Source organism: Amycolatopsis acidicola (genome assembly GCF_007713735.2).
GTDB classification, from domain to species: Bacteria; Actinomycetota; Actinomycetes; order Mycobacteriales; family Pseudonocardiaceae; genus Amycolatopsis_E; species Amycolatopsis_E acidicola.
Genome location: NZ_VMNW02000042.1, coordinates 11,564 through 37,178, shown reverse-complemented (window position 1 = coordinate 37,178; position 25,615 = coordinate 11,564). Strand labels below are relative to the sequence as shown.

The following is a 25,615-nucleotide window of genomic DNA, read 5'->3' as shown; positions in this document are numbered from 1 at the left end:
GTCCGCCCTAGTGTGCCGTCCAGCCGCCGTCGACGACGATGGTCTGCCCTGTCACGTACCCGCTGGCGTCGCTGGCGAGGTACAGCAGGGCGCCGTCGAAGTCGGCGGGTTCGCCGGCACGCGGGATGAGGGTGTTGGAGCGGACCCAGTCCTGGACCTTCTGGTGGCCGAGGACTTCGGTGGTCATCTCGCTGTAGAAGAAGCCGGGCGCGATCGCGTTCACCCGGATCCCGTGGCGCGCCCACTGCGCGGCCCATTCCCGGGTGATCGACTCCAGCCCGCCCTTGGACGCGGCGTAGGTGGCCTGCGGGAACCGGGCGATGCCCGCGCGAGCGACGATCGAGGTGACGTTGATGACCGAACCGCGGCCGCGTTCGGCCATCGAGGGGAAGACGGCCTGGGTCAGCCGGATCGGCGAGACCAGGTTCACGTTGAGCGTGGTGTCGATGTCGTCGGGCGTCTCGTCCTCGGCCCGCACCCCGCCCGCGATGTACGCGGCGTTGTTGATGAGCACGTCGATCTCGCCGACCTCGGAAACGGCCTTCTCGACCAGCCCCGGTACCACGGAGGGGTTCGAGAGGTCGGCCGGGACGGGGACGCAGCCGGGGTTCTTCTCCGCGATCTCCGCCAGCAGCTCGGCGCGGCGGCCGACGATGGCGACCTTCGCTCCGGCCTCGGCGAGAGTTTCGGCGAACCGGCGGCCGAGCCCCACCGTGGCGCCGGTCAGCAGCACCGATTTCCCTTGCAGGGAAAAGAGATCCTGTGCGGTGGGCATGGCGGTCCGCTCCTGTCGTCGACGACGTTAATGTTTGTAAAGATATACAAGATAAGCTACCGTATCAACCCGTGCTGAAAGACGAGGGTTCCATGACCGGGCACCCCTACCGGACGATTCTGACCGAGCGCACCGAGACCGGCGTCGCGATCGTCACGCTGAACCGTCCCGAAGTGCTGAACGCGTTCAACGAAGCCATGCGCGCGGACTTCGCTCGCTTGTGGACGGAGGTCCGCGAGGATCCTTCGGTCAAGGCGGTGGTGTTGCGCGCGGCCGGGGACAAGGCGTTCTCCACCGGGCTGGACGTCACCGAGCGCACCGGAAACTCCGACAGCCCGTGGCTGGACAAGGACGCGCCGTGGGACGAGAAGGAAGATCCCGGGCACCAGCTGAGTCCGAAGCGCAACGGGGTGTGGAAGCCGGTCGTCGCCGCGGTGCAGGGGATGTGCGCGGGCGGGGCGTTCTACTGGATCACCGAATGCGACATCGTGGTGTGCAGCCCGGAAGCCACGTTCTTCGACCCGCACGTGACCTACGGCATGGTCGCCGCGCTCGAGCCGATCGCGCTGTCCTACCGTATGCACTTCTCGGAGACCCTGCGGATGGCGCTGCTCGGCCTTTACGAGCGCATGACCGCCGAGACGGCGAAATCCGCGGGCCTGGTCACGGAGATCGTGCCGCGCGACGAACTGCACGACCACGCGCTGAAACTCGCCGAGGCCATCGCCTCACAGCCCGCCGCGGCGGTGCAGGGCACGGTCAAGGCGATGTGGCAGTCGCTGGACCGTACCCGCGCGCAGGCCCTCGACACCGCGCTGATGTACACGCAGGTCGGCAATCCACTGGGTGCCGAGGGACTCGACCGCAAGAGCGCGAAGCCGGCGAAATGGTGGACACGATGAACGAAGACGAACTGCTGGCACGGACGGCCGCGGAAATCGCCGGGAAATGCCAGGGCGACACGCACGACAGCTGCTGGAAGGCCCTCACCGACACCGGGTTCTCCGCGCTGCGCGACGTCGGCGACGGCGGTGACCCGATGGCGACCGTGACCCAGACCGCGCTCGTGGTGACCGAACTGTCCAAAGTGGTCTGTGGCGCGCCGCTGATCGGCTCGCTGCTCGCGGCCGAGGCGTTGCGGCTCGCGGACGCCGAGGTGGACGAGCCCGCCACCGTCGTGCTGGGCAGCGGGCTCGGCTCACTGGGTGGCAGCGTCGGCTGGGACACAGCTTCCCTGACCCACGCCGTCACCCTCGACAACGCCGAACTGGCACTGGTCAAACTGGGCGATCCGGTCGAGGCCGGGGACTTCACCCGCGGCGTCGCCGAGCGCGGTGACCTCGTGCGCGGGCTCGGCGCCGGGCTCCGGGAGTCGCAGCTGCGCCATTGGCAGGACTTCGCGCGCCTGCTCGTCACGGCGGACCTGCTCGGCGCCGCCGAGGGCCTGTTCACCCAGGCCGTCGAGTACGCGAAGCAGCGCGTGCAGTTCGGCCGCGCCATCGGCTCTTTCCAAGCGGTGCAACACATTCTCGCCCGCGCGTTCACCGAACTGGAAGCCATCCGCAGCACCCTCGCGCACGCCGCGCACGCGATCGACACGGGCGAAGATCCTCACACCGCCGCGGCCGTGGCCAAGGCGTACGCCTCGGAAGCGGCCGTGTCCGTCGTCGAAGCCTCGATCCAGGTCTTCGGCGGTGTCGCGATCACCTGGGAGTTCCCCGCCCACCTGCACCTGCGCCGCGTGGTCGCCGACGCCGCCCTGTTCGGCACCGCCGACGACCTGTACGGGCTGCTGCACGACGAGCTGGAAGGAGCCGGACGATGACCGACGAGATCGCGGAGTTCCGCGCGCGGTTGCGGGCCTGGCTGGACACGAACGTGATCACGCCCGAGCCGGACGAGCCGCACGCGCTGTTCCTCAAGCGCTGGCACCAGACCCTGTTCGAAGGCGGCTGGGTCGGGCTGTCCTGGCCCCGCGAGTACGGCGGCCAGGGCCTCGGGAACATCTACGACGTGGTCCTCAACGAGGAGGTCGGCGAGTACGGCGCGCCGGACGCGCCCCGTATCGGCTACCTCGGCCGCGCGCTCCTGCAGTGGGGCACCGAGGAACAGCGGGAGCGGTACCTGCCCGGCCTGCTCAGCGGCGCCGACTACTGGTGCCAGGGCTTCAGCGAGCCGAACGCCGGCTCCGACCTGGCCGGGATCGCGGCGCGCGCCGTCCTCGACGGCGACACGTACCGGATCACCGGCCAAAAGGTCTGGACCACCTACGGTGACTACGCGGACTACTGCCTGCTGCTGGCCCGCACCGGCCCCGCCGACGGGCGCCACAAGGGGATCTCCGCGTTCATCGTGCCGCTGCGCTCACCCGGCGTGGAGGTCCGCCCGATCCGCGCGATCACCGACGAGTCCGAGTTCTCCGAGATCTTTCTCGACGAGGTCGAGGTGCCGGCCGGGAACCGTGTCGGTGCCGAGGGTGACGGCTGGGGCATCGCGATGATGACCGTCGCCTACGAGCGGGGCGCGGCCGACGTCGGTTACCTGTCCAAGTTCGGCGCCACCCTGCACGAGCTGCGCGGGGAGCTGGCGCGACGCCGTCCCGGCGACCCGCTGGTGCGCCGCGAACTGGGCCGCGTCGAGGTGCTGTACCGGGTGCTGAGCCAGCACGTCGGCCGGCGGCTCGGCGAGCGGGACGATTCGGACGCCCCGCCCGGGCCGGAGATGTCCGTGGACAAACTGCTGATGACCGAGGTCGACCAGGCCCTGCACGAGGCGGCGGTCAAGCTGCTCGGGCCGGCCGCGTTGCTGGGCGAGACGACTTCGCCGTGGCTGCGGCGCTACCTGTACTCCCGCGCCGCCTCCATCTACGGCGGTTCCGAACAGATCCAGCTGAACATCCTGGCGCAGCGGGTGCTCGGCCTGCCCCGATGAACACCGGGGCGGGCCGGCCCCGCCGGTCAGTCCTGCTGGTAGACGTGCAGATCCGTCTGACGCTCGGTGACGTCGCGCAACCCGCGCAGCGCGCGGGGCGAGGAGGCGTCCACGACACGGTTGCCGAACTCCGCGAGCACCCGCTTCTGCAGGGCCTTCGCGTGGGCGCGGGCGATGCGCTCCGCCTCGCCCGCGTCACCCTTGAGGATCGACTCGGCGATCCGCTTGTGCGCGTTGAGCGCGGTGCGCTGCTCACGGCGGTTGGGGTAGCGCCCCGCCTCGGACACTTCGTGCGCCCACGTCTCTTCCTGTGCCGTCCACACCGCGACGACGCTGCGCACGACGAGGCCCATCGTGGCCTCCGGCACGTGCGCCACGATCAGGTCGTGGAAGAGACGGGAGGTGTGGGTGAACACGAGCCCGTCACCGATGGCCGCCTCGGTCTCGGCCAGGTTCGCCTCGATGAGCGGCTGCAGCACCGTCGCGCGGTCGGCCATCCGGGCGCAGCCCGCCGCGCACAGCGGTTCCAGCTGCAGCACCGTGTCGGCGAGGTCGCTGAGGCGGACCCGCTCGCCCTGCAGCGTCATGCCCAGCGAATGCGCGACCGAACCGCCGTCCGGCCGGTGGATCACCGCCCCGCCGACCTTGCCGCGGCGCACCGTGATCAGCCCGTCGACCTCGAGGATGCGCAGCGCCTCCCGCATCGGCGGCGCGCTCACCCCGAACTGGGCGATCAGGTCTTCCTGCTTGGGCAGCATGGAGTCGCCGTACGCGCCGTTGAGGATCTGCTCGCGGAGTTCGGACGCGATCATCTCGGCGAGCCGCGGCTGCACGCGCGCGCGTCGCGGCCGGTCCAGATGGTCGAGCATGAACGGCTCCCAACTCGGTTCAAGCGAAAAACATTGTCAAGTTTATCGGTATTACGCGGTGACCCGTGCCCGCCACGCTCAAAGTGTGCCAGTCCGGGGCCGCACGACGAGCCGTGCCCAGCCGTTGTTCACGCCCAGCTTCTCGAACCGCCGGGACGCCGCCCGGTCCACCTCGTAGTCCGGCATTTCGGCCAGCAGGCCGGCCACCGCGAGGCGGAGCTCCATCTTGGCGAGCCAGATCCCCATGCAGAAGTGGATTCCGGCGCCGAACGTCAGCGGCGGCCCGTCACGGCGGTCGGGGTCGATCCGCTCCGCGCAGGGGAACCGGTCCTCGTCGAGGTTCGCCGACGGGATGACCGCGGCGATGCGATCGCCCTCGTGGATCAGTGCCCCGTCCAGTTCCACGTCCCGCACCGCCGTCCTCGCGACCACCGGCGTGGCGGGGTAGTAGCGCACCAGCTCGTCGATCACCCGCGGGATCCGGGCCGGGTCGGCGCGCAGCTCTTCGCGCAGCTTCCGGTCCTGGTCCAGATGCCAGACCACGTTTTCCAGCGTCGCCGCGGTGGTGCGGACCCCGCCGAGCACCAGCGACAGCGTCAGCGACACGATCTCGTCGACGGTCAGCTCCGGTTCCGCGGCCACCATGATGCCGATCAGGTCCTCGGTGGGCGCCACTTTCCTGGCCACGACCACGCTCTTGACCAGCGCTTCCGCTTCGAGGAACCGCGAGGAGGTCACCTGCGCCACCGAGTCGCGGTCCGAGCCTGCCTCGGGGTCGATGGCGAACGCGTCCTCCAGCATCCGGATGAACTCGCCCTTGTCCTCGATCTCGTCGTCGAGGCCGACGAGCCGGAAGATCGTGCGCACGGTCAGCTCGAAGCTGAACTCGGAGGCGAACTCGAACTCGTCGCGGTCGCGCAGCGTGGCGAGGAGCTCCGCGACGAACCCGGTGACCGCTTCGGCCATGTGGGCTTCCACGTTCGGGCGCAGGAAGAACCGGCGCAGCGGGTCACGCAGCCTGTCGTGCGGCGGGCCGTCCAGCGCGCCGGGGAGGATCAGCGGCGCGTGCGGCGCCGACGGGATCAGCTTCCCGCCGCGCAGGCCGTCCGCGCTGCGCTCGACGGTGAAGTTCTCCGGCTCGGACAGCACGCGGCGCGCGTTGTCGTAGGTGGTGGCCACCCAGTAACCGTCGTGGCTGGCGGTGTACCCGAGCGGGCACTTCTGCCGCAGCGCGGTGAGCTCCGGCACCGGATCACGGTTGAAGTCCGGCGAGTGGTGGTCGAACTCGACCGCGAGCTCCTTCTTCGTCTTCATCGTGCCGCTTCCCTTCCGTCCGCGCCGACGGGGACCATTGTGCCTTATCTTAGCAAAGATTACTATGTTGAGACTGAGTGCGAGGAGGCACGACACGGATGACCTTCGTTATCTCCCAAGGCTGTTGCCGCGACGCCTCGTGCGTGGCCGTCTGCCCGGTCCAGTGCATCCGGCCCCGGCCGGGTGACCCGGAGTTCGAAACGGCCGAGCAGCTCTACATCGACCCGGCGGTCTGCATCGACTGCGGCGCCTGCGTCGAGGAGTGCCCGGTGGACGCGATCCACCCGGACCACGACCTGCCGGCGGAGCTTTCGGGATACCTGGACGTCAACGCCGCGCACTTCGCGTCCGGAGCGGACTATGACCGGATCCCGGTGCGGCACGTCCGGCCGAGGTTGCCCGAAGCGGCCGAGGAACTGCGGGTGGCGGTGATCGGCACCGGGCCCGCGGCCTGTTACGCCGCCACGGAACTGGCCACGAACAGGGGGACGCACGTCACAGTGCTGGACCGTCAGCCCGCGCCGTTCGGCCTCGTGCGTTCGGGCGTCGCGCCCGATCACCCGCGCACCAAGCTGATCGCGGACCGGTTCGCCTCCGTGCTGTCGCGCTCCAATGTGGACTGTTACTTCAACGTGCACGTCGGCACCGACGTCACGGTCGCGGAACTGCTGGAGCACCACCACGCGGTCATCGTCGCGACCGGCGCGCAGGACGACCGCCGGCTCGGCATCGAGGGCGAGGACCTGCCGGGCTCCCACGGCGCCAAGGACTTCGTGGCCTGGTACAACGGGCATCCCGACCACTCCGGTGACGTCGTGGATCTCTCCGGGGAACGCGCCGTGGTCATCGGGACCGGCAACGTGGCGCTGGACGTCGCGCGGATCCTGATGCGGGACCCGGAAACCCTGGCTCGCACGGACATCGCCGAGCCCGCGTTGCAGGCGTTGCGGGACAGCAACATCCGCGAGGTGGTCATCGTCGGCAGGCGCGGACCGGAGTCGATCGCCTGCAGCGCGGGGGAACTCGAAGAGCTGGCGAAGCTGCCCGGCGTCGAGCTGACCGTCACCTGCCCGCCCGAAGACCTCGAGCACCTGGATCCCGGCGACCGCCGGTTCCGGGTGCTGACGGAAGCGGCGCGCGAGCCCAGCGGAGGCAAGCGGATCGACCTGCGGTTCCGGTCCGTGCCGGAGGCGCTGAACGGGACGGACCGGGTGGAGAGCATCACGCTGGCGGGGCAGGGTGAGCTGGCGGCCTCGCTTGTGGTGCGTGCCATCGGGTTCTCGTCGCAGCCGCTCGCCGGGCTGCCTTTCAACGCCGACAAGGGAATCCTGCCGAACGAACGCGGCCGTGTACTGGAACCGGAAACGGGCGAGCCCGTCGCGGGCGTCTACTGCACGGGCTGGGTGAAACGCGGGCCCACCGGCGTGATCGGCAGCAACAAGGTGTGCGCGGAGGAGTCGGTGGCCGGGCTGCTGGAGGACTTCGTCTCCGGCAGGCTCGTGAAACCCCTGCACACCAGGGAAGAGTTCGCCGCGCTGATGGCCGGACGCGTCCCGGGCGCCGTCGGCTTCGACGGGTGGCGGCGCATCGACGAAACCGAACGCGAGCGTGGCGCGGAGTCCGGGCGCCCGCGGCTGAAGATCGTGACCAAACAAGAGATGCTGACGGTCGCGAGTGGACGGTAAGCGACTCCGGCCGGCGTCCGGGCGGACGCCGGCCGGGCCGGGCTCAGAGCCGTTCGATGATCGTGGCGTTGGCCATCCCGCCGCCCTCGCACATGGTCTGCAGGCCGTAACGGCCGCCCGTGGCTTCGAGGTGGTTGAGCAGCGTGGTGAGCAGGCGCGTGCCCGAAGCCCCGAGCGCGTGGCCGAGCGCGATGGCCCCGCCGCGTGGGTTCAGCCTGTCCGGGTCGGCCCCGAACTCCTGCTGCCACACCAGCGGCACCGGCGCGAAGGCCTCGTTCACCTCGTAGGCGTCGATCGCGTCGATCGCCAGCCCGGACCGGTCCAGCGCCTTGCGGGTGGCCGGGAGCACGCCGGTGAGCATGAACAGCGGGTCGCTGCCGGTGACGGCGAACGTGTGGAAGCGGGCCTTCGGCCGCAGCCCGAGGCTGTTCGCCTTGTCCTCGCTCATGATGAGCACGGCGGAGGCGCCGTCGGTCAGGGGCGAGGAGTTGCCAGGGGTGATCTTCCAGTCGATCTCCGGGAACCGGGCCGAAAGCCGTTCGTCGCGAAAGGACGGTTTGAGCGCCGAGAGCCCTTCGGCCGTGGTGCTCGGCCGCACCGTCTCGTCCTGGGCGACCGAGCCGATCGGCACGATCTCGTTGTCGAAGCCCCCGGCGGCGATGGTCGCGGCCGCGCGGGCGTGGGAACGGGCGGAGTACTCGTCGAGCGCGGCGCGGTCGAGCTTCCAGCGCGCCGCGATCAGCTCGGCCGAAACCCCTTGGTTGACCAGGCCTTCCGGGTAGCGGGCGGCGACGGCGGGCCCGAACGGGTCCTGCCCCATCGGTGCCGTGCCGATCGGCACCTTGCTCATCAGCTCGACGCCGCAGGCGATCGCCACGTCGTACGCGCCCGCGAGCACGCCCTGCGCGGCGAAATGCGCGGCCTGCTGGCTGGACCCGCACTGGCGGTCGATCGTCGTGGCGGGAATGTGCTCCGGCAGCCCGGCGCCGAGTACCGCGCTGCGCGTGATGTTGACGGCCTGTTCCCCGGCCTGGCCCACGCAGCCGCCGATCACGTCGTCGATCAGCGCGGGGTCGATGCCGGTGCGGTCCACGAGCGCGGACAGGACGTCGGACAGCAGGGCGGCCGGGTGGAATCCGGAGAGCTGCCCGCCCGGTTTCCCCTTGCCCGAAGCGGTGCGCACCGCGTCGACGATGACGGCGTCGGTCATTTCTCGTCCTCCTTGGGATTTCGTGGCGGACCTGCCACAGAGTTCATCGACGATCGCGAATCCCCGGTGGAATTGTCAAGGGTCGCCTAGCTCACTGTCCACTGTGTACTTACCGGAAAGGAGTGCCCGATGGTGCGGACGAAGTTCTGTGACGTCTTCGGCGTCGAACACCCCATCGTGCAAGGCGGGATGCAATGGGTCGGCCGCGCGGAGCTGGTTTCCGCGGTCGCCAACGCGGGCGGTCTCGGTTTCCTCACCGCGCTGACCCAGCCCACGCCCGAGGCGCTGGCGAAGGAGATCGTCCGCTGCCGTGAGCTGACGGACAAGCCGTTCGGCGTGAACCTGACGATCCTCCCGTCGATCAACCCGCCGCCGTATGGTGAATATCGTGACGTGATCGTGGAATCCGGCGTCCCCGTGGTGGAAACGGCGGGCTTCAACCCGGCCGAGCATTTGCCCGCGTTCCGTGCGGGCGGGGTGAAGGTGCTGCACAAGTGCACCAGCGTGCGGCATGCGGTGAAGGCGCAAACCCTGGGCGTGGACGGGATTTCGATCGACGGCTTCGAATGCGCGGGGCATCCCGGGGAGGACGACATCCCGGGCCTGGTGCTGATTCCCGCGGCGGCCGAGCGGATCACCATCCCGATGCTCGCTTCCGGCGGTTTCGCCGACGCGCGTGGTCTGGTGGCGGCGCTGGCGCTGGGCGCGGACGGGATCAACATGGGCACGCGGTTCCTGGCGACGCGGGAATCCCCGGTGCACGACAATGTCAAGCGCCGGCTCGTCGAAGCAGGCGAGCGGGAGACCGAGCTGATCTTCCGTCCCCTGCGTAATACCGCCCGCGTGTCGCGGAACGCGGTGTCGAGCGAGGTCGTGTCCATTTTGGACAATGGCGGGAAGTTCGAAGACGTGCGGGAACTCGTGGCGGGTGCGCGTGGGCGCCAGGTGTTCGAGACCGGGGATCTCGACCTCGGCGTGTGGACGGCGGGGATGGTGCAGGGCCTCATCCGCGACGTCCCGACCGTCGCCGAGCTGATTTCGCGGATCGTGACCGAGGCGGGCGAGCTGATCGAAGGTCGCCTCGCCGCAACAGTGAGGAGTGGGAAGTGAACATCGAAGACACGGTCGCGCTGGTGACCGGCGGTGCGTCCGGCCTTGGCCTGGCGACGGCCAAGGAGCTGCTCGCCCACGGCGCGCGGGTGGCGATCGTCGACCTGCCTTCGTCACAGGGCGAGACGGTCGCGAAGGAACTGGGCGACGGCGTCGTGTTCGCCGCGGCGGACGTCACCGACGAAGAGCAGGTGACGGCCGCGCTGGACAAGGCCGCGGAACTGGGCCCGTTGCGGATCGCGGTGAACTGCGCCGGGATCGGCAACGCGATCAAGACGGTCGGCAAGAAGGGCGTGTTCCCCCTGCCGGACTTCGCGAAGGTCGTCAACGTCAATCTCATCGGCACCTTCAACGTGATCCGCCTTGCCGCGGAACGGATCTCGCACGCGGAGCCGGTCGGGGAGGAGCGTGGTGTCATCGTGAACACCGCCTCGGTCGCGGCTTACGATGGCCAGGTCGGACAGGCCGCGTATTCCGCGTCGAAGGGCGGGATCGTCGGCATGACCTTGCCGATCGCGCGGGACCTGGCGAGCCTGAAGATCCGCGTCGTGACGATCGCGCCGGGCCTGTTCCACACACCGCTGTTCGCGACGTTGTCGGATGAGGCGATCGCTTCGCTGGGCGCACAGGTGCCGCACCCGTCGCGGCTCGGCGACCCCACGGAGTACGCGGCGCTGGCCAGGCACATCGCGGAGAACCCCATGCTCAACGGCGAAACGATCAGGCTGGACGGCGCGATCCGGATGGCACCGAGGTAGGAAACCCGGCCGGCGGTGACCGGCCGTTTCCCGGGAACGAAAGCGGAGGCCCACCTCGCCCCCGCTTCCCACCGCGCAACCGCCACCCGGCAACGCGAAGCGAGCCGTCCCGCCAGCCTCGCCCCGTCAACCGCCGGTCGGCAACGCGAAGCGAGCCGTCCCGACGACCACCCGGCGCCAAATGTCACCCGGCAACGAAAGCCGGGAACACCCGACGGCCACACCCCTCCGCCGCTCCGATCCCCAGCTGTCCCTTGCGATCTTGGTGCCGGGTCAAGGCATCTTTCCCGCCTTGACGCGGTGCCGAGATCGCGAACACTTCCGGATCGGGGCGGCGGAGGGGTGCACACAGCGCGCCCTGCGCGCGTCCGTTGCTGCCTCAGGCCGCATCGAGCCCAAAAAGCCGAGGGGAAAAGCAAAAAGAATGTCCTCGCCGGACGGGCTGGCTCCGGGATGACAGGGGTTTTGCAGACACGCTTAACTCCCAGCGTGGCTGGGTTGGGGGAGTCGGGTGGTCATCCCGTCGCCTGCGGTAGCGGTATCACTTCACCCCGGGCCCGCAAGCTTTGTGTTCTCGGGCGCCGGACCCAGCAGAGGTTGCGGGCCCGGGCCGAAGTGATGAGGGCCAGGGCAGGCGACGGGATGACCACCCAACTCCGGGCGGGCGTCTGCTGGCGCAGACTGCCCGCCCGCCTGTGCGGACCGCCGCCCGTACGGCGCGGCTGGGGCCCGACGCTCACCCGAGCCAGAGGGAAGCGACCAGGTACACCAGCCCCGCGATGATGGCCGTCGCGGGGCTGGTCAGGACCCAGGCGCTGACGATGTTCCCGGCGACTCCCCACCGCACGGCGGACAGCCTGCGGGTCGCGCCGACGCCCATGATCGCGGAGCTGATCGTGTGCGTCGTGGAAACCGGCGCCTGCAGGCCGAGCGCCATCACGTACAGCACGCCCGAAGCCGTGGAGTCGGCGGCGAAACCGCGCACCGGGTCGAGTTTGATCACGCGGCGGCCGAGGGTGCGCATGATGCGCCAGCCACCGGAATACGTACCCAGCGAAATCGCCCCGGCCGCGGCGAGTTTGACCCACAGCGGGACGTCGTGGCCGCTGTGCAGTCCGGCCGTCGTGAGTGCCAGCACGATGACGCCCATCGTCTTCTGCGCGTCCTGCAGGCCGTGCCCGAAAGCGAGCGCCGCGGCCGAAAACGACTGTCCCGTCCGGAATCCCCGCTGCACGCGGTGGGGCGAGGCCCGGCGGAACAGCCACGAGATCCCGACCATCACCCCGTAAGCCAGCCCGAACCCGATCAGCGGCGAGATCACCATCGGGACGAGCACCTTCCCGATGATCACCGACCAGTGCACGGTCACCGCACCGGCGATGCCCGCGCCGATGAGCCCGCCGATCAGCGCGTGCGAGGACGAGGACGGCAGCCCGAGCCACCACGTGATGAGGTTCCAGGTGATGGCGCCGAGCAGTCCGGAAAGGACGATCACCATCCCGTGCTCGGTTTCCGGCGGCGTGATGATGCCGCTGCCGATCGTGCTCGCGACCCCTTCGGACACCAGCGCGCCCGCCAGGTTCAGCACGGCGGCGAGCAGCAGCGCGATCTTCGGGGTGAGCGCGCGGGTGGAGACGGAGGTGGCGATCGCGTTGGCCGCGTCGTGGAAACCGTTGGTGTAGTCGAAGGCGAGCGCGATCACGACGACCGCGATGACGAGCGCGAGGTCCACTCAGGACTCCTTGAGCGCGATCTGCTCGACGATGTTCGCCACCTTCTCGAACGAGTCGACCGCGGCCTCCAGCTCTTCCACCACGTCCCGCAACCGCATCACGGTGAGCGTGTCGTATTCGCCGGAGAACAGGTTGGCCAGGCTTTTGCGGTAGATGTCGTCGCCGACGTTTTCCAGCCGGTTGACCTCGATCCAGTACTCCTCGAGATCCCGCATCCCCCGCAGCTTCGGCATCGCCGCCGCGGTCAGATCCGCCGCGTGCCGGAGGACTTCCACCTGGTCGGGCACCCCCGGAGGCAGTTCCCGGATGTCGTAGAGATGGATGTAGTCGGCCGCCGCCTCCATGTTGTCCATGACGTCGTCGAGCCTGCTGGTGAGCTGGTAGATGTCCTCGCGGTCGAACGGGGTGACGAACGTGGAGTTCACGCGGCGGACGATTTCGTGGGTGACGTCGTCGCAGTCGTGTTCGACGTCCTTGATCTTGCGTGCCGTGGCGGCGCGATCGTTGCCGCTGTCGAGCATTTCGGTGAGCAGCCGCGCGCCGGTGACGAGGTGGTCGGCGGACCTGCCGAACATGTCGTAGAACGCGGTGTCGGTGGGCAGGACGGAGAATCGCACGGGAAACCCCTCGGTGGGTTGGGGAGAAGCGTGGTGGTGGGCCGGTTTTCCGGGCCGGCCCACCACGACCGGGCTCAGCTGCCGCGGACGACCTCGTCGTTCGCGAGCGCCGTGTTCCGCTGCTGCAACGTCTTCCGGAGAGTGTCGGCTTCGGAGTCGACGCTGCTCTTCGGGTTGGCGTTGAGCTTGTAGGAGGCCACGATCTTGTTCAGCGTGTCCTCGGCGTGCCCGCCGGCGAGCACGTCCTGGTACACCTCGCGGTACGCCTTTTCGTAGACGCCCTTGAACGCGTCGCTCGCCAGGAACCGCTCTTTGAGCTTGTTCCCGGACAGCCCGCCCATGCCGCCGCCCTGGGCACCGTCCGGCGGCTGCATGCCTTGCGGCAGCTGCATTCCCGCCTGCGCCTGGCCAGGCTGCCCCTGACCACCCTGGGCCTGGCCTGCCTGCTGCCCGCGGCCGCCCATCATGGCGCTCATGCTCTGGGTGTCGTGCGGGCCGGCGTCGGCGTCGCCGCTGAAGGCGAGGTTCATGTCCCAGCTGATGACCTTGAACTTCTTCGTGTCCTCGTCGTACCAGAGGTAGTAGTTCTTGCCCGGCCCCGAGATGTCGTCGAAGTTCATGACGATGTTCTGCAGCGCCAGGTACTTCGCGAACGACTCTACGTCGAGCCGTTGCGCGAGGCCGTTGGCGAACTCCTGGTCCGAGGACTGCTCGACCCATTTGATCAGGTCGATCACGGGCTGCAGATCCGTTCCGCCGACCTCGTTGATCTGCTTGAAGTCGTCGGTGTACTCGGTCTGGTCGTCGCCCTGGTAGCTGAACTGCCCGGTGGCCAGCGACTTGTACAGCACGCCGTTGCCGAGGTCGTCGGCGTAACCCTCGTCCAGGTACTCGACGAGCAGCCGCGGCGCCGACTCCCGGTCGTTCACCGTGACCCCGCTGTAGGTGTAGCGCTGAGCGGGTTCGCCGGAGGCGTCGACCATCGAGATCGCCAGCGACTCGTTGAGCTGCGCGCCCGATTCGCTGGTGCCGGGGCGGACCGAGATCTGCGTGTGGCCCTGGTAGCGGCGGCCCTCGACGTACTCGTCGAAGTTGATCAGCCAGGGCAGGTTCTCGGGTTCCTCGGCCTTGAGGTCGACGTTCATCGCGCCGCCCATCATGCCGCCCGCCTGACCACCGGGCTGGCCGCCCGCCTGGCCGCCGGGCTGGCCCTGACCCGCGCCCTGCGGAAGCTGCATCCCCTGGGGCGGCTGGCCGCCGCCCGGCCGGTTGCCGCCGCCGATCCCGCTTTCCCGCCGCTGCCCGTTCCAGGTCAGCGACGACAGTGTCGAGTTGCCCTTGAGCCGGATGCCGACGTTGTCGATCCTGGTGCCGTCGATGGTGACGGTGGCCGGGATGTAGTCCTTTTCGCCGCTGTCGAAGTACTCCTTCAGCATCTTCTGGTAGTTGGCTTCGCTGTAGTCGATCTTGACGTCGTGCGCGACGGTGGTGTCGAACAGGTCCTTGGTCCCGGCGATGTCCTCGGTGACCACGACGGGTTCCGCCTGCGCCGCCGAGGAGGAGTACGGGCGGATCATGCCCGTGCCGAACACCCCGGCGAGCACGGCGACGAAGGCGATGGTGCCGGCGACGAGCTTCCAGTAGTGCCGTAGCCGGACCGGGATGCGGTGGCGCAGCCGCTTCTTCGGCGCGGAGGTCATGCCGGGCTCACAGGTCGGTCTGGTCGTAACCGGTGAGCACCGTGACCCCTTGCGCGTGGTTGCGTTCCCGCAGCTCGGAGATCAGGTTCCCGGGTTCGTGCCCCTTCTTGATCTTCACCGTGTACATCAGCTCGTTCAGCGCGCCGCCGCGGATGGACTCCATGCTGACCAGCTCGAACTCGTCGGTGTGCCGGATCAGCACGTCGGAGATGACGTGGCTGTAGTCCTCGTCGGCGGGCACCTGCACCTTCACGACCTGGCGCTGCACGTTGAGCTGGAACCAGTTGAACCGGAACATCAGGAAGATGACCAGCGAGATCGCGACCGCGGACACCGCGGCCAGGCTGTAGAACCGCGTGCCGACCGCCATGCCGACGGCCATCACCAGGAAGATGAACCCGACGTCGCGGGTTTCCTTGATGGCGTTGCGGAAGCGGACCACCGACAGCGCGCCGACGAGCGCGAACGCCCGCGCGATGTTCGAGCCGACGACCAGCATGATCACCGAGACGAGCATGCACAGGATGATCAGCGTCTGCACGTAGGACTGGCTGTAGGAGACATTGCGGTGGGTGGCCCGGTAGACCCAGGCGATCATCGCGCTGAGCACGAAGGACAGCAGGAGCGAGACGGCGACGTCCAGCACGCTGAAGGTGCCGGTGAGGTCTTCGAAGGAGAGGTTCATCGGTGTGCGGTCTCCGAAACGGTCAGGGGCTGGTCGGTGGCGAGTTCGTCGACGGGGACGTGGAACATCGAGCGGGGAGCGTGCCCGTAGGCCTCCACGCTCTGGCAGTACTTGGAAATGCGGACGATCTGGAGGTTGTGCTCGGCGGCGAGGTCGGTGATCCAGTAGGGCACCCGCTCGTTGGCCTTGACCTCCATGATCGACATGCCGGCCGGCACGATGAGCCGGTTCTCCGCCTCGGTGCCGAGGTGGAAGTCGCGGTCGCGGCCGCGCACCCGCTGGTCGAAGGTGACCCGCAGGCCGAGTTCGCTGCCGCGCCCGAGATAGGCCTGCCGCTGGTAGCCGGTGATGGCCGAGGGACGCAGGTCGAGCCGCTCGACGAGGTCGAGGACCTCCTCGACGAAGCCCCGGGCGCCGGGCTCGATGTTCGCCGGCTCCTTGCCGGAGCACAGCCGCAGCGCCTCCCGGTAGGGCAGCTGGATCCGGCGCTTCTGGGTCACCCGGTTCACGCGCTGCTTGATCTCGACGTAGACCGGGGTGTCCTCGTCGACGTCGAAGCGGTTCCCGTAGTGCCGCAGGCGCAGTTTGCGCCGGAACTTCAGGCCTTCGATCTTCTCCCAGTAGAAGCGGAGCTGGCGGGTGTCGTAGTAGACGCTCCACACCCCGTACCCCGTGACATCGCTGTAGGGGTCGCGGTCCATCCGCGCTTCGATGGTCGGCGTCATCTCCTCGACCTGCTTCACCGGCACGAGGTACTTGACCTCGTAGCGGTTGAAGCTGCGGAGCGAGTTCGGGCCGCGCAGGGCGTGGCCCGTGTCGCCGTTCTGTTCGGGGGCCGGTGCGGGGTCAGGTGCCGCCGTGGGCCCGGGTCGTCGTCGTGACCGGAACAGCATGGTCCTCCTCTCGTTGGAGGACATGCCACACGAACAGTGTGCGAGAAGTGTGTGAACGGATGCTGAACTACGGGTGGATCAGGGTGCCGATTCACCGTGACCAGGGCCGTTGACCGGCAGCACGACCCGGAAACTCGTGCCGGAGCCGAGTTTGCTGTCCACGGAGATCCGGCCGTCGTGGGCTTCGACGAGCGCGGCGGAGATCGCCAGCCCCAGCCCACGCCCGCCGGGGGAGCGTGCCGGGTCGGCGCGGTAGAACCGGTCGAAGAGGTAGGGCAGGTGTTCGGCGGCGATGCCGGGACCGTCGTCCGACACCTCGATTTCGATGGCGGGTAGCGACTCTCCGGCGGTCAGCGTCGGCCGCAGCCGCACGCGCACCTCGCCCTCCGGTGAATGCGTGAGTGCGTTGCCGACGAGGTTCGCGACGACCTGGTAGAGCCGGTGGCTGTCGCCGAGCACGTGCATGCGCAGTGGTGGCGCGGAAACCGTGACCGAGCGGTCCGGGTGCCGGGCCAGCGCGTCCTGCGCCACGTCCTCGACCAGGCCGCGCAGATCCACATCGCTGAGATCGAGCGCGGGTTCGCGGTCGAGCCGCGCGAGCAGCAGCAGGTCGTCGACCATCCCGCCCATCCGGGCCGCCTCGTCCTCGATCCGGCCCAGGATCCGTTCCACGGCGGGATCCCGCTCGGCTTCCCCGTGCTGGTAGAGCTCGGCGAACCCGCGGATCGACGTGAGCGGGGTGCGGAGCTCGTGTGAGGCGTCGGCGACGAACCGGCGCAGCCGCTGCTCGGAGCTCTCCCGGTCCCGCATCGCGGTCCCGAGCCGGGTCAGCATCGTGTTGAGCGCCCTGCCCAGGCTGCCGGTTTCGGTGCGGGGATCGCTGTCGGCGACCCGGAGCTCCACGTTCCCGGCCGAGATCGCGGTCGCGGTCTGTTCCATCCGGGTCAGCGGGCGCAGGCCGAGCCGGACCACGACGCGGCCGACCGCGGCCACCAGGACGAGGATCCCGGCGCCCACCGCGACCTCGATCAGCAGCAGCCGGTGCACGGTGTCTTCCAGGTCCACCAGCGAGATCGCGACGACCATGCGGTCGGTGCCCTTGCCCGGCACGGAAATCGCCCGCCAGCTGGAGTCGCTGTCCCCATCCGCCACGGTCGTCGGCGTCGAGGACCGGTCGTGCACCAGGGCATTGGGCACGACCGGGCCGTCTTCGGAGTCCGTCGGCGCGCGCCACAGGAGCTTGCCGGATTCGTCGTAGGTGTAGATGGTGAAGTCGGTCGGGAGGTCGTCGTCCCCCGCCTGCGGTTCCGGTGCCCGCCAGCCCTTCTGCAGCCCGCCGGCCATCGCCTGCAACTGACCGTCCGCGCGCGCCGTCATCGACTGGTTCAACAGGAGCACGCTGCTGACGGCGAACGCCGCGAGCCCGGCCGCGCACAACGCCAGCACGGCCAGCAGCAGGCGCAGCCGCAACGGCCACGGCCTCCGCGCACGCCGCCGCAGGAATTTCGTCGTCCTCACCGGCGCGTGGACGCCTCGCGCAACGAGTACCCCACGCCCCGCAGCGTGTGGATCAGCGGCACGCCCTCGGCGTCGATCTTGCGGCGCAGGTAGCTGATGTAGGAGTCCACGACCCGGCTCTCGGCGCTGACGCCCTGGCCCCACACCCGGTCCAGCAGCTGCCCCTTGGTCAGCACCTGCCCGGAGTTGCGCATGAGGTAGGCGAGCAGGCGGAACTCCGTGGGGGACAAGCAGATCTCCCGCTCGCCGCGCCGCACGCGCTGGTTCTCCTCGTCCAGCAGGAGATCGGAGTAGCGCAGCAGTCCGTCGTCGTCCGGCTCCGGGGGCAGGCTCCGGCGCAGGATCGCCCGCAGCCGCAGGACGAGTTCCTTGATGCTGAAGGGTTTGGTGACGTAGTCGTCGCCGCCGGCGGTCAGCCCGGCGATGCGGTCCTCGACCCCGTCCCTCGCGGTGAGGAACAGCAGCGGCACCGTGTCGCAGGTGCTGCGCAGCATCCGCGCCACCGTGAACCCGTGCATGTCCGGGAGCCCGACGTCGAGCACCACGATGTCGGGCTCGTATTCGGCGGCATCCTCGAGCGCCCGCCCGCCGCTGGGCACCGCGCGCACGTCGAATCCGTTCAGTCCCAGGCCCGAGCTGAGCAGCTCCCGGATGTTCGGCTCGTCGTCCACCACGAGCACCTGTGGCTTACGGCCCCGTCCCTCAGCCTTAACACCCATGTCAGGGGTTCTATCGGACCGAGCTGTGCGAGGGCTGTGAAATTCCAGGTGAGCACACTGTGAACACGAAACGAACGGAAAGTGTCCCTTGTGGAGTGACCCCGGTCGTGTTCAGGCTTTCCGGTTCGCGGGATGGCGCTTGCGGTAGGTCGCCGAGCTCGCCTTTTCGCCGCAGGCGGCCATCGTGCACCAGCGGCGGTTGCCGGGGCGCGAGCGGTCCACGAAGAACAGGGAGCAGTCGTGACCGATGCAGGCCCGGATGCGGTGCTGGAGCGGGCCACCGAAGAGGTCGATGGTGTCACGGGCGAGCATCGCCAGGATGCCTTCCAGGGGCGCGTCGGCCGGGGGGAGCAGCGTGTGCGCGTCCGAACCCAGCAGCGCCGGCGGCGCGGCGGAGAGCGCGGCGGCGTTGATGATCTCGATGGCCGCGGGGTCCGGCGTGAGGCCGTCGACGTGACGGCGGGTGAGGGTGTGGATCGCTTCGCGGAGTTCCCGCACGCGACGCAGATCGGCCTCCGTGACGGACCCGCGCGCGGCCGGGAGTTCGGCGACGTGCAGCCAGGTGCGCAGCGCCGCCGGGCCGGTCAGCAGCTCGCGGTCGCCCATCCCGCGTTTGGCGACCGTCGCGACGAAATCGAGGCACAGCCTGCCTGACCGGAACGGGAATCCGGCACGCCTCAGGTCTTTGGTGGCCGCCACGGTCATGGCTCTCCTTACTGCGTCGTTGGTTATGAACCCGACGGCAGCCACGGCGGAAAGGATGCCTGCGAGCAGGTCGGTCGCGGACCGTATCCGCCTTCTTTCGGTCGGGTTCATAACAGGAGCGGGTCCGTAAGTCCAGCCCCGCCTCGCCCTGTCCCATATAGCGTGAGTGGTTTGACAACTCACTTTAGCCCGAAGACGCTCCATGGTCATCACGGCATTGATGAACAGGACGTCATGATGACTACTCAAACCCCTCACGCGGCCTTCGACGAGCCGGACGGGCTCGCCGCGCGCGGCACGGTGCTCGTGCTGCCGGGGCGCGGCGAGCGGCCCGGGCTGTACCAGCGGTTCGGGCGGCGGCTGGCCGCCGACGCCTACCGGGTCCGGGTGGCCGGGGACGCGACGGCCGACCTCGAAGCCGTTTCGGCGCAGGTCAAGGACTTCGCGGCGGACGCGGTGGGCCCGGTGGTGCTCGCCGGATCGGACACGGGCGCGCTGCTGGCGCGGCACCTGGTCGCGTCCGGCGCCGTGCCCGCGGACGCCCTGGTGCTCGCCGGGCTCCCCGGCACCGGGAAGCGCGCGATCGTGAACGAGGAGGTCGAGCTCCGCGCGTCCTGCCCGACGCACCAGACGATTCTGCGCGCCGGTGAACACGTCGAGCTCGGCGCGCTGCGCCCGGAACGGATCCCGCCCCTGCTGCGCGAGCCGGTGCCGCCGGTCTCCGTCCCGGTGCTGGGCCTGCACGGTGACAACGACTTCATCGCACCTTTCGCCGAAGTCGCCGGAGACTACGCGGGCGCGCGAGTGTCCCTTGTGGACGATGGAAGGCACGACGTACTCAACTCCGCGCACCACCGCAGCGTCGCCGCGACCATCGTGCTGTTCCTGGAAAACCTGCGCGCGGAACGCACCCCGGTCACCGGAGCCGGCGATGTCCGTTGAGTTCCTCGGGTTCCTCGCCGCCCACGACGCGCAGGAGATCCGCGGCCGCACGACCAGCCCGGTCGACCGCGGCTACGTCCGCGAGCTGGCCCGCGTCCAGGACGAGGGCGGGTTCGACCGGGTGCTGATCGGCAACGGTTCGGCCATGGCCGACGGCGCGCAGCTCGCGGCGTGGGCGGCCGCGCACACCGAGCGCCTGGGCTTCCTGATCGCGCACCGGCCGGGATTCGTCGCGCCGACGGTCTTCGCCCGCACCATCGCCACCCTCGACAACCTCAGCGGCGGCCGCACCGCGGTGCACCTCATCACCGGCGGCAGCGAAGCCGACCAGCGGCGCGACGGTGACTGGCTCGCCAAGGAGCAGCGCTACGCGCGGACCCGCGAATTCGCCGAGATCGTCAAGCGCGTGTGGACCGAGCGCGGCGAAGTGACCTACACCGGTGAGCATTACCGCGTCGAAGGTGTCGACGTCGACGTGCACCCGGTCCAGCAGCCACGCCCGAAGCTCTACTTCGCGGGCTCGTCTCCGGCCGGGATCGACGCCGGGGTGCGCGTCGCGGACGCCTTCGCCTTCTACGGCGAGCCGCTCGCGCAGACCCGTGAACAGATCGCCCGCATCCGCGCGGCGGCAAGCGAAGCGGGCCGCACCGAACCGCTGGGCTTCACCGTGTCCGTGCGCCCGATCATCGCGCCCACCGACGAACAGGCGTGGGAAAAGGCCGAGGACATCGCGAACCGGATCCGCGCGCGCGTGCACGGCGGCAGCTGGGACCGGGTGCGGCTGCGGTCGGTGACCGACAAGACGCAGAACAACGAGGGCAGCGAACGGCTGCGCCGGGTCAACGCCTCGGCCACGAAGCTCGACCGCGCCTACTGGACCGGGACTTCCCGCGCCACCAACGCTTCCGGCATTTCCTCCGCGCTCGTCGGCTCGCCGGAGACGGTCGCGCAGGCCGTCGCCGACTACACCGAACTGGGCGTGCGTTCCTTCCTGTTCAAGGGCTGGGACCTCGTCGAGGACGCGCGCGACTACGGGCGCTATCTGCTGCCCGCCATCAAGGACGTACTGGCCGACCGCGGCCTGACACAGGAAAGAGAGGTGTCGTGATGAGGCGAGTTCTCCTGGCCGTCGCCCTGCTGGTGCTCACCGCGTGCGGCGCCCCCGCGCCGGCGAAGCAGGCCGACGGCAGCCCGGACCTGTCCGGGGTGACCATCACCGCCGGCCAGTCCAACAAGCTGTCCAACCGGACCCTGCTGCAGGCCGCGGGCCTCGACGACACCCCGTACAAGATCAACTGGGTGGACTTCAACGCCACCCCCGACATGCTGCAGGCCATTTCGGCCGGTGCCGTGGACGTCGGCGGCAACGGCGGTACCACCGGCGCGATCCAGGCGCACTACGCCGGGGTGAACGTCAAGGTCGCCGCGGCCGCCGCCGGGACCGGCGCGGGCGCGCAGAGCTCCGCGATCGTCGTGCCCAAGGACTCGCCGGTGCACTCCGTCGCCGACCTGCGCGGCAAGAAGATCGCGATGACCTTCGGCGCGGGCGTGCAGTACTACAGCGTGCTGGCGCTCAAGCAGTTCGGTCTCACCACGAACGACGTGCAGCTGGTCAACCTGACCACGAACGCGGCGCTGGCGGCGTTCCAGTCCGGCCAGGTCGACGCGTGGGCGATCTGGGACCCGGTGCTGGCCACGGCGCAGACCCAGTTCGGCGCGCGGTCGATCCTCGACGCCGGGCAGATCACCGGTCTCGGCGCCCAGTACACGTTCCAGTTCACCAGCCCGGCCGTGCTCGCCGACCAGGGCAAACGAGCCGCCGTCGCGGACTTCCTGCACCGCGTGGCGCAGGCGCAGGACTGGGTCAACCAGCACCCCGACGCGTGGGCCAAGGCCGGGAAATCGGTCAGTGGGCTGCCCGACGAAGCGGCGAACCTCGCGGCACAACGGCAGGCGAAGAAATACGTGCCGATCGGCCCCGACGTGATCGCCGCACTGCAGAAGGAAGCCGACGAATGGGTCGCTTTGGGGACCTACAAGGAAAAGAGTGACGTCTCGACGGTGTTCACGACCGAACTGAACAACCAGGTGGTGACCTCATGAGCCGGTACGTGATCATCGGCGCCGGCGCGGTCGGCGCGACGGTGGCGGCGCAGCTGCACGAGTCCGGCGCCGATGCCGTGCTCGTCGCGCGCGGCTGGAACCTGGAAGCGTTGCGCACGCACGGTTTGCGGTATGTGCGGCCCGACGGGGAGCGCACGCTGGCGCTACCTGTCGTCGGCGGCCCGGACGAACTCGAGCTGCGCGCGGACGACGTGCTGGTGCTCGCCGTCAAATCGCAGGACACCGAGGCCGCGCTGCAGGACTGGGCGTGGCGCCCGGTCGAGGACGGCGTCGCCGCCGCGCGGCTGCCGATCCTGTTGCTGCAGAACGGACTCGAGAACGAACGCGCGGCGCTGCGGCGGTTCCGCACGGTCGTCGGCGCGGTGGTGTGGCTGCCCGCGAGCCACACCACGCCCGGGACGGTCGTCTCGCCCGCCACGCCGAAGGCCGGGGCATTGTGGCTGGGCCGCCCCTCGGCGGACCTGACGCGGGACCTGCGCGCGGCCGGGTTCGTCGTGACGGAGGTCGACGACATCCGGCCGTGGAAGGCCGAGAAGCTCGTCACCAACACCGTCAACGTCCTCGACGCGCTCTACCGGCCGAGCCCGTTGCGCGCCGCCGCGGCGAAAGCACTCCAGGCCGAGGCTCGCTCGGTCCTGCGTGCCGCCGGGTTCGACTTCGCCCGTCTGCCCGTCACCGTAGAAGGCGTTGTCGCGCAAGAGATCCCAGGGTACGCACGGGGCGGCAGCTCCACGTGGCAGAGCCTCGCCCGGCAGGCGCCCCCGGAAACCGACTTCCTCAACGGCGAAATCGTGCTGCAGGCCCGGCTGCTCGGCCGTGAGGCGCCGTTGAACGAGGCGCTCACCGAGCGGATCCACCGCGCGGGCGAGGCGGGCGCACTCGGCGACGAGGACCTGCTCGCGGCCTTGCCGGACCTCCAACGCCGGACTGTCCTCATCGGACCGGACGAGCTGCGTGAGCTGGTCGAGAACGACGACGCCCCAACGCTTCTGGACGTGCGCTGGGCGCTGGGCGATCCGCACGGGCGCGAGCATTACCTCGCGGGACACATTCCCGGCGCGGTCTACGTCGACCTCGACACCGAACTCGCGGCGCCGCCTTCGCCGGAACAGGGCCGCCATCCCTTGCCGGACCTGGAAAAGCTGCAGGAATCCGCACGCCACTGGGGCGTGCGGAGTGGCAAGCCGGTCGTGGTCTACGACGACAACGGTGGCACGGCCGCGGCGCGGGCCTGGTGGCTGCTGCGCTGGGCCGGGCACACCGACGTCCGGATCCTCGACGGGGCGCTTGGTTCCTGGACCGGTCCGCTGTCCACAACGGACGAGAATCCCGAACCCGGTGACGTCGTGCTGGCCGGGGACAACCTCCCCACGATCACGGCCGACGAGGCCGCGAACCTCGCCGGCAAAGCGATCCTGCTCGACGCCAGGGCGGGGGAGCGCTACCGCGGCGAGACCGAGCCCGTCGATCCGCGTGCCGGGCACATCCCCGGCGCGCTGTCGGCACCGACCGGCGACAACCTCACCGGCGACGGAACCTTCCGCACCACAACGGAACTCCGCGAACGCTTCGCCGAACTCGGCGCCGACGAGACCACCGAGATCGGCGTCTACTGCGGCTCGGGTGTCACCGCGGCGCACGAGATCGCCGCGCTCGCCGTCGCCGGACTGCCGGCGGCGCTCTACCCGGGCTCGTGGTCGGCGTGGTCGGCCGACCCGGCCCGCCCCGCGGCCACCGGCGAACGACCGAAGGGAGCAAGCTCATGACCGCCACCTCCGAACAGGTCGTGACCTCGCGCGAGGTCGACCTGGTCACCATCCGGCCCGAGCACACCACCCGCCGCTGGAGCCCGCCACGCCCGGTCCGCCGCGCCGCGGGCCCGCTCGGCGCCCTCCTGTTGTGGTGGGTGCTTTCGGCGACCGGCGTGCTGCCGAAGGACATCCTCGCCGGTCCGGGCGACGTGCTCGGCAAGGCCTGGGACATGATCACCGACGGCGAGCTGCCGACCGCGATCGCCGTGTCGGCGCAACGGGTGTTCCTCGGATTCGCCATCGGCGCGGCCCTGGGCATCGTCATCGCGCTCGTGGCCGGGCTGTTCCGGCTCGGCGAGGATCTCGTCGACTCGACCGTCGGCATGTTCCGCACGCTGCCGTGGGTCGGGCTGATCCCGCTGTTCATCATCTGGTTCGGCATCAACGAGGAACCCAAGATCGCGCTCGTCGCGCTCGGCGTGCTGTTCCCGATGTACTTCAACATCTACGCCGGCATCCGCGGCGTGGACGCGCAGCTCGTCGAGGCCGGCCGCGTGCTCGGCCTCAAGGGCTGGCGGATGATCCGGCACGTCGTGCTCCCCGGCGCGCTGCCCGGCGCGCTGGTCGGGCTGCGGTACGCGCTCGGCACCGCGTGGCTCGCGCTGGTGTGGGCGGAGCAGGTCAACGCGTCGCAGGGCATCGGGTACCTGATGAACAACGCGCAGCAGTTCTTCCAGACCGACGTCATCGTGGTCTGCCTGATCACCTACGCGATCCTCGGCCTCGTCTGCGACCTGATCGTCCGCCTCGCCACCAAATACCTGCTGTCCTGGCGCGCCTCGTTCGAAGGAGCCTGATGAACGTCCCCACCGCGGTCCGGATTTCCGGGCTTTCCAAGTCCTTCGGCGAACGTCACGTCCTCGACGGGCTCGACCTCACTGTGCGCCAGGGCGAGTTCGTCGCCCTGCTCGGCCGCAGCGGCTGCGGCAAGTCCACGCTCCTGCGGATCCTCGCGGGCCTCGACCCCGAGATCTCCGGCGACGTCACCGTGCCCCGCAAACACGCCGTCGCCTTCCAGTCCCCGCGCCTGATGCCGTGGAAACGCGCCTGGCACAACGTGGTCCTCGGCCTGCCCGGCCGTCCGGACCGGCGGCTCGCGCAGCGTTATCTCGAAGAGGTCGGCTTGCCGAACAAGGCACGAGCCTGGCCGAAAACGCTTTCCGGTGGTGAAGCCCAGCGCGTGTCGCTGGCGCGGGCGCTCGTGCGTGAGCCGGATTTGCTGTTACTGGACGAACCTTTCGGTGCGCTGGACGCGCTCACCCGGGTCACCGCGCAGCAGCTCGTGGCCAGGCTGTGGGAAAAGCACGGCTGCGCCGTCCTGCTCGTCACCCACGACGTCGAAGAGGCGCTCCTGCTGGCCGACCGCGTCCTGGTGATGGACGACGGGGTGATCGCGCATCAGGCCGTGGTCGATCTGCCGCGGCCCCGTGACGTCGGCGATCCCACGTTCGTCGCGCTGCGCACGGAACTGCTGGCGCGGCTCGGTGTGGAGGAGGTTTCCCATGCCGTTTAGCAA

At 69.6% G+C, this 25,615-nt stretch carries 24 protein-coding genes; 12 read left to right on the top strand and 12 right to left on the bottom strand.

The window, feature by feature from the left end:
* Positions 1 to 7: 7 nt before the first annotated feature.
* The gene (locus FPZ12_RS25390) at positions 8 to 775 is read right to left on the bottom strand and encodes an SDR family NAD(P)-dependent oxidoreductase (protein ID WP_144748881.1); all 768 of its coding nucleotides are present in this window, start codon (positions 773 to 775) and stop codon (positions 8 to 10) included.
* Positions 776 to 846: 71 nt separating this feature from the next.
* Here FPZ12_RS25390 and FPZ12_RS25385 point away from each other — a divergent pair, with 71 nt between their 5' ends.
* Genes FPZ12_RS25385 through FPZ12_RS25375 form a run of 3 tightly spaced genes read left to right on the top strand, consistent with a single transcriptional unit; the run spans position 847 to position 3,706 of the window.
* A complete protein-coding gene (locus FPZ12_RS25385) occupies positions 847 to 1,677 on the top strand; it encodes an enoyl-CoA hydratase/isomerase family protein (RefSeq protein ID WP_243770020.1) in 831 nt (276 codons plus the stop codon).
* On the top strand, positions 1,674 to 2,600 hold the full coding sequence (locus FPZ12_RS25380) for an acyl-CoA dehydrogenase family protein (RefSeq protein ID WP_166462902.1): 927 nt from the start codon (positions 1,674 to 1,676) through the stop codon (positions 2,598 to 2,600). The genes FPZ12_RS25385 and FPZ12_RS25380 overlap by 4 nt, the downstream gene beginning before the upstream one ends.
* Positions 2,597 to 3,706, top strand: a complete 1,110-nt coding sequence (locus FPZ12_RS25375) for an acyl-CoA dehydrogenase family protein (protein WP_144748879.1) — start codon at positions 2,597 to 2,599, stop codon at positions 3,704 to 3,706. The genes FPZ12_RS25380 and FPZ12_RS25375 overlap by 4 nt, the downstream gene beginning before the upstream one ends.
* Positions 3,707 to 3,732: 26 nt before the next feature.
* On the opposite strand, the gene FPZ12_RS25370 is transcribed toward FPZ12_RS25375, so the two are convergent.
* Entirely contained in the window at positions 3,733 to 4,575 is an 843-nt protein-coding gene (locus FPZ12_RS25370) for a FadR/GntR family transcriptional regulator (protein ID WP_144748878.1), read from the bottom strand.
* Positions 4,576 to 4,653: 78 nt separating this feature from the next.
* Entirely contained in the window at positions 4,654 to 5,889 is a 1,236-nt protein-coding gene (locus tag FPZ12_RS25365) for a cytochrome P450 (protein ID WP_144748877.1), read from the bottom strand.
* 98 nt (positions 5,890 to 5,987) lie between these two features.
* Here FPZ12_RS25365 and FPZ12_RS25360 point away from each other — a divergent pair, with 98 nt between their 5' ends.
* Positions 5,988 to 7,574, top strand: coding sequence for an FAD-dependent oxidoreductase (locus tag FPZ12_RS25360; protein WP_144748876.1), 1,587 nt, complete (start codon positions 5,988 to 5,990; stop codon positions 7,572 to 7,574).
* A 43-nt stretch (positions 7,575 to 7,617) separates the two neighbouring features.
* Here the strand turns inward: FPZ12_RS25360 and FPZ12_RS25355 are convergent, their stop codons facing one another.
* Positions 7,618 to 8,784, bottom strand: coding sequence for an acetyl-CoA C-acyltransferase (locus FPZ12_RS25355; RefSeq protein ID WP_144748875.1), 1,167 nt, complete (start codon positions 8,782 to 8,784; stop codon positions 7,618 to 7,620).
* Positions 8,785 to 8,913: 129 nt separating this feature from the next.
* Between FPZ12_RS25355 and FPZ12_RS25350 the strand changes: the two genes are divergently transcribed.
* Both FPZ12_RS25350 and FPZ12_RS25345 read left to right on the top strand, forming a co-directional pair.
* Positions 8,914 to 9,894 (top strand): NAD(P)H-dependent flavin oxidoreductase, encoded by a 981-nt coding sequence (locus tag FPZ12_RS25350; protein WP_144748874.1) that lies wholly within the window; start codon positions 8,914 to 8,916, stop codon positions 9,892 to 9,894.
* Positions 9,891 to 10,652, top strand: a complete 762-nt coding sequence (locus tag FPZ12_RS25345; protein ID WP_144748873.1) for a 3-hydroxyacyl-CoA dehydrogenase — start codon at positions 9,891 to 9,893, stop codon at positions 10,650 to 10,652. The genes FPZ12_RS25350 and FPZ12_RS25345 overlap by 4 nt, the downstream gene beginning before the upstream one ends.
* Before the next feature lie 736 nt (positions 10,653 to 11,388).
* Here the strand turns inward: FPZ12_RS25345 and FPZ12_RS25340 are convergent.
* From FPZ12_RS25340 to FPZ12_RS25305, 8 genes are all read right to left on the bottom strand, one after another.
* Positions 11,389 to 12,384 carry an inorganic phosphate transporter gene (locus FPZ12_RS25340; RefSeq protein WP_144758380.1) on the bottom strand — a complete coding sequence of 332 codons (996 nt, stop codon included), beginning with the start codon at positions 12,382 to 12,384 and terminating at the stop codon, positions 11,389 to 11,391.
* Positions 12,385 to 13,002, bottom strand: a complete 618-nt coding sequence (locus FPZ12_RS25335; RefSeq protein ID WP_144758382.1) for a DUF47 domain-containing protein — start codon at positions 13,000 to 13,002, stop codon at positions 12,385 to 12,387. It abuts the gene before it with no gap.
* A 74-nt stretch (positions 13,003 to 13,076) separates the two neighbouring features.
* A complete protein-coding gene (locus FPZ12_RS25330; RefSeq protein ID WP_144758384.1) occupies positions 13,077 to 14,702 on the bottom strand; it encodes a CotH kinase family protein in 1,626 nt (541 codons plus the stop codon).
* Between the two features lie 7 nt (positions 14,703 to 14,709).
* A complete protein-coding gene (locus FPZ12_RS25325; RefSeq protein ID WP_144758386.1) occupies positions 14,710 to 15,387 on the bottom strand; it encodes a DUF4956 domain-containing protein in 678 nt (225 codons plus the stop codon).
* Positions 15,384 to 16,280 (bottom strand): polyphosphate polymerase domain-containing protein, encoded by an 897-nt coding sequence (locus FPZ12_RS25320; RefSeq protein ID WP_144758388.1) that lies wholly within the window; start codon positions 16,278 to 16,280, stop codon positions 15,384 to 15,386. Before FPZ12_RS25320 ends, FPZ12_RS25325 begins: the two co-directional genes overlap by 4 nt.
* A gap of 78 nt (positions 16,281 to 16,358) precedes the next feature.
* Positions 16,359 to 17,798: a sensor histidine kinase gene (locus FPZ12_RS25315; RefSeq protein WP_243770019.1), complete on the bottom strand. Its 1,440-nt coding sequence runs from the start codon at positions 17,796 to 17,798 to the stop codon at positions 16,359 to 16,361.
* A complete protein-coding gene (locus FPZ12_RS25310) occupies positions 17,795 to 18,517 on the bottom strand; it encodes a response regulator transcription factor (protein ID WP_144758391.1) in 723 nt (240 codons plus the stop codon). Before FPZ12_RS25310 ends, FPZ12_RS25315 begins: the two co-directional genes overlap by 4 nt.
* Before the next feature lie 111 nt (positions 18,518 to 18,628).
* Positions 18,629 to 19,222, bottom strand: coding sequence for a CGNR zinc finger domain-containing protein (locus tag FPZ12_RS25305; protein WP_166462901.1), 594 nt, complete (start codon positions 19,220 to 19,222; stop codon positions 18,629 to 18,631).
* 237 nt (positions 19,223 to 19,459) lie between these two features.
* Between FPZ12_RS25305 and FPZ12_RS25300 the strand changes: the two genes are divergently transcribed.
* The 6 genes from FPZ12_RS25300 to FPZ12_RS25275 are packed head-to-tail and all read left to right on the top strand — an operon-like array spanning position 19,460 to position 25,612.
* A complete protein-coding gene (locus tag FPZ12_RS25300) occupies positions 19,460 to 20,164 on the top strand; it encodes an alpha/beta hydrolase (RefSeq protein ID WP_243770018.1) in 705 nt (234 codons plus the stop codon).
* Entirely contained in the window at positions 20,154 to 21,272 is a 1,119-nt protein-coding gene (locus tag FPZ12_RS25295) for an LLM class flavin-dependent oxidoreductase (RefSeq protein WP_144758401.1), read from the top strand. Before FPZ12_RS25300 ends, FPZ12_RS25295 begins: the two co-directional genes overlap by 11 nt.
* The gene (locus FPZ12_RS25290; protein WP_144758404.1) at positions 21,272 to 22,267 is read left to right on the top strand and encodes an aliphatic sulfonate ABC transporter substrate-binding protein; all 996 of its coding nucleotides are present in this window, start codon (positions 21,272 to 21,274) and stop codon (positions 22,265 to 22,267) included. Before FPZ12_RS25295 ends, FPZ12_RS25290 begins: the two co-directional genes overlap by 1 nt.
* Positions 22,264 to 24,054: a rhodanese-like domain-containing protein gene (locus FPZ12_RS47025; RefSeq protein WP_144758406.1), complete on the top strand. Its 1,791-nt coding sequence runs from the start codon at positions 22,264 to 22,266 to the stop codon at positions 24,052 to 24,054. Before FPZ12_RS25290 ends, FPZ12_RS47025 begins: the two co-directional genes overlap by 4 nt.
* Entirely contained in the window at positions 24,051 to 24,896 is an 846-nt protein-coding gene (locus tag FPZ12_RS25280) for an ABC transporter permease (protein WP_144758409.1), read from the top strand. The genes FPZ12_RS47025 and FPZ12_RS25280 overlap by 4 nt, the downstream gene beginning before the upstream one ends.
* The gene (locus FPZ12_RS25275; RefSeq protein WP_144758412.1) at positions 24,896 to 25,612 is read left to right on the top strand and encodes an ABC transporter ATP-binding protein; all 717 of its coding nucleotides are present in this window, start codon (positions 24,896 to 24,898) and stop codon (positions 25,610 to 25,612) included. Before FPZ12_RS25280 ends, FPZ12_RS25275 begins: the two co-directional genes overlap by 1 nt.
* The last annotated feature ends 3 nt before the right edge of the window (positions 25,613 to 25,615 follow it).

Coding starts and splice junctions, on each gene's coding strand:
- FPZ12_RS25390 (WP_144748881.1), bottom strand. CDS start 775: ATGCCCACCGCACAGGATCTCTTTTCCCTGCAAGGGAAATCGGTGCTG.
- FPZ12_RS25380 (WP_166462902.1), top strand. CDS start 1,674: ATGAACGAAGACGAACTGCTGGCACGGACGGCCGCGGAAATCGCCGGG.
- FPZ12_RS25375 (WP_144748879.1), top strand. CDS start 2,597: ATGACCGACGAGATCGCGGAGTTCCGCGCGCGGTTGCGGGCCTGGCTG.
- FPZ12_RS25370 (WP_144748878.1), bottom strand. CDS start 4,575: ATGCTCGACCATCTGGACCGGCCGCGACGCGCGCGCGTGCAGCCGCGG.
- FPZ12_RS25365 (WP_144748877.1), bottom strand. CDS start 5,889: ATGAAGACGAAGAAGGAGCTCGCGGTCGAGTTCGACCACCACTCGCCG.
- FPZ12_RS25360 (WP_144748876.1), top strand. CDS start 5,988: ATGACCTTCGTTATCTCCCAAGGCTGTTGCCGCGACGCCTCGTGCGTG.
- FPZ12_RS25355 (WP_144748875.1), bottom strand. CDS start 8,784: ATGACCGACGCCGTCATCGTCGACGCGGTGCGCACCGCTTCGGGCAAG.
- FPZ12_RS25350 (WP_144748874.1), top strand. CDS start 8,914: ATGGTGCGGACGAAGTTCTGTGACGTCTTCGGCGTCGAACACCCCATC.
- FPZ12_RS25330 (WP_144758384.1), bottom strand. CDS start 14,702: ATGACCTCCGCGCCGAAGAAGCGGCTGCGCCACCGCATCCCGGTCCGG.
- FPZ12_RS25325 (WP_144758386.1), bottom strand. CDS start 15,387: ATGAACCTCTCCTTCGAAGACCTCACCGGCACCTTCAGCGTGCTGGAC.
- FPZ12_RS25320 (WP_144758388.1), bottom strand. CDS start 16,280: ATGCTGTTCCGGTCACGACGACGACCCGGGCCCACGGCGGCACCTGAC.
- FPZ12_RS25310 (WP_144758391.1), bottom strand. CDS start 18,517: ATGGGTGTTAAGGCTGAGGGACGGGGCCGTAAGCCACAGGTGCTCGTG.
- FPZ12_RS25305 (WP_166462901.1), bottom strand. CDS start 19,222: ATGACCGTGGCGGCCACCAAAGACCTGAGGCGTGCCGGATTCCCGTTC.
- FPZ12_RS25300 (WP_243770018.1), top strand. CDS start 19,460: ATGACTACTCAAACCCCTCACGCGGCCTTCGACGAGCCGGACGGGCTC.
- FPZ12_RS25295 (WP_144758401.1), top strand. CDS start 20,154: ATGTCCGTTGAGTTCCTCGGGTTCCTCGCCGCCCACGACGCGCAGGAG.
- FPZ12_RS25290 (WP_144758404.1), top strand. CDS start 21,272: ATGAGGCGAGTTCTCCTGGCCGTCGCCCTGCTGGTGCTCACCGCGTGC.
- FPZ12_RS47025 (WP_144758406.1), top strand. CDS start 22,264: ATGAGCCGGTACGTGATCATCGGCGCCGGCGCGGTCGGCGCGACGGTG.
- FPZ12_RS25280 (WP_144758409.1), top strand. CDS start 24,051: ATGACCGCCACCTCCGAACAGGTCGTGACCTCGCGCGAGGTCGACCTG.
- FPZ12_RS25275 (WP_144758412.1), top strand. CDS start 24,896: ATGAACGTCCCCACCGCGGTCCGGATTTCCGGGCTTTCCAAGTCCTTC.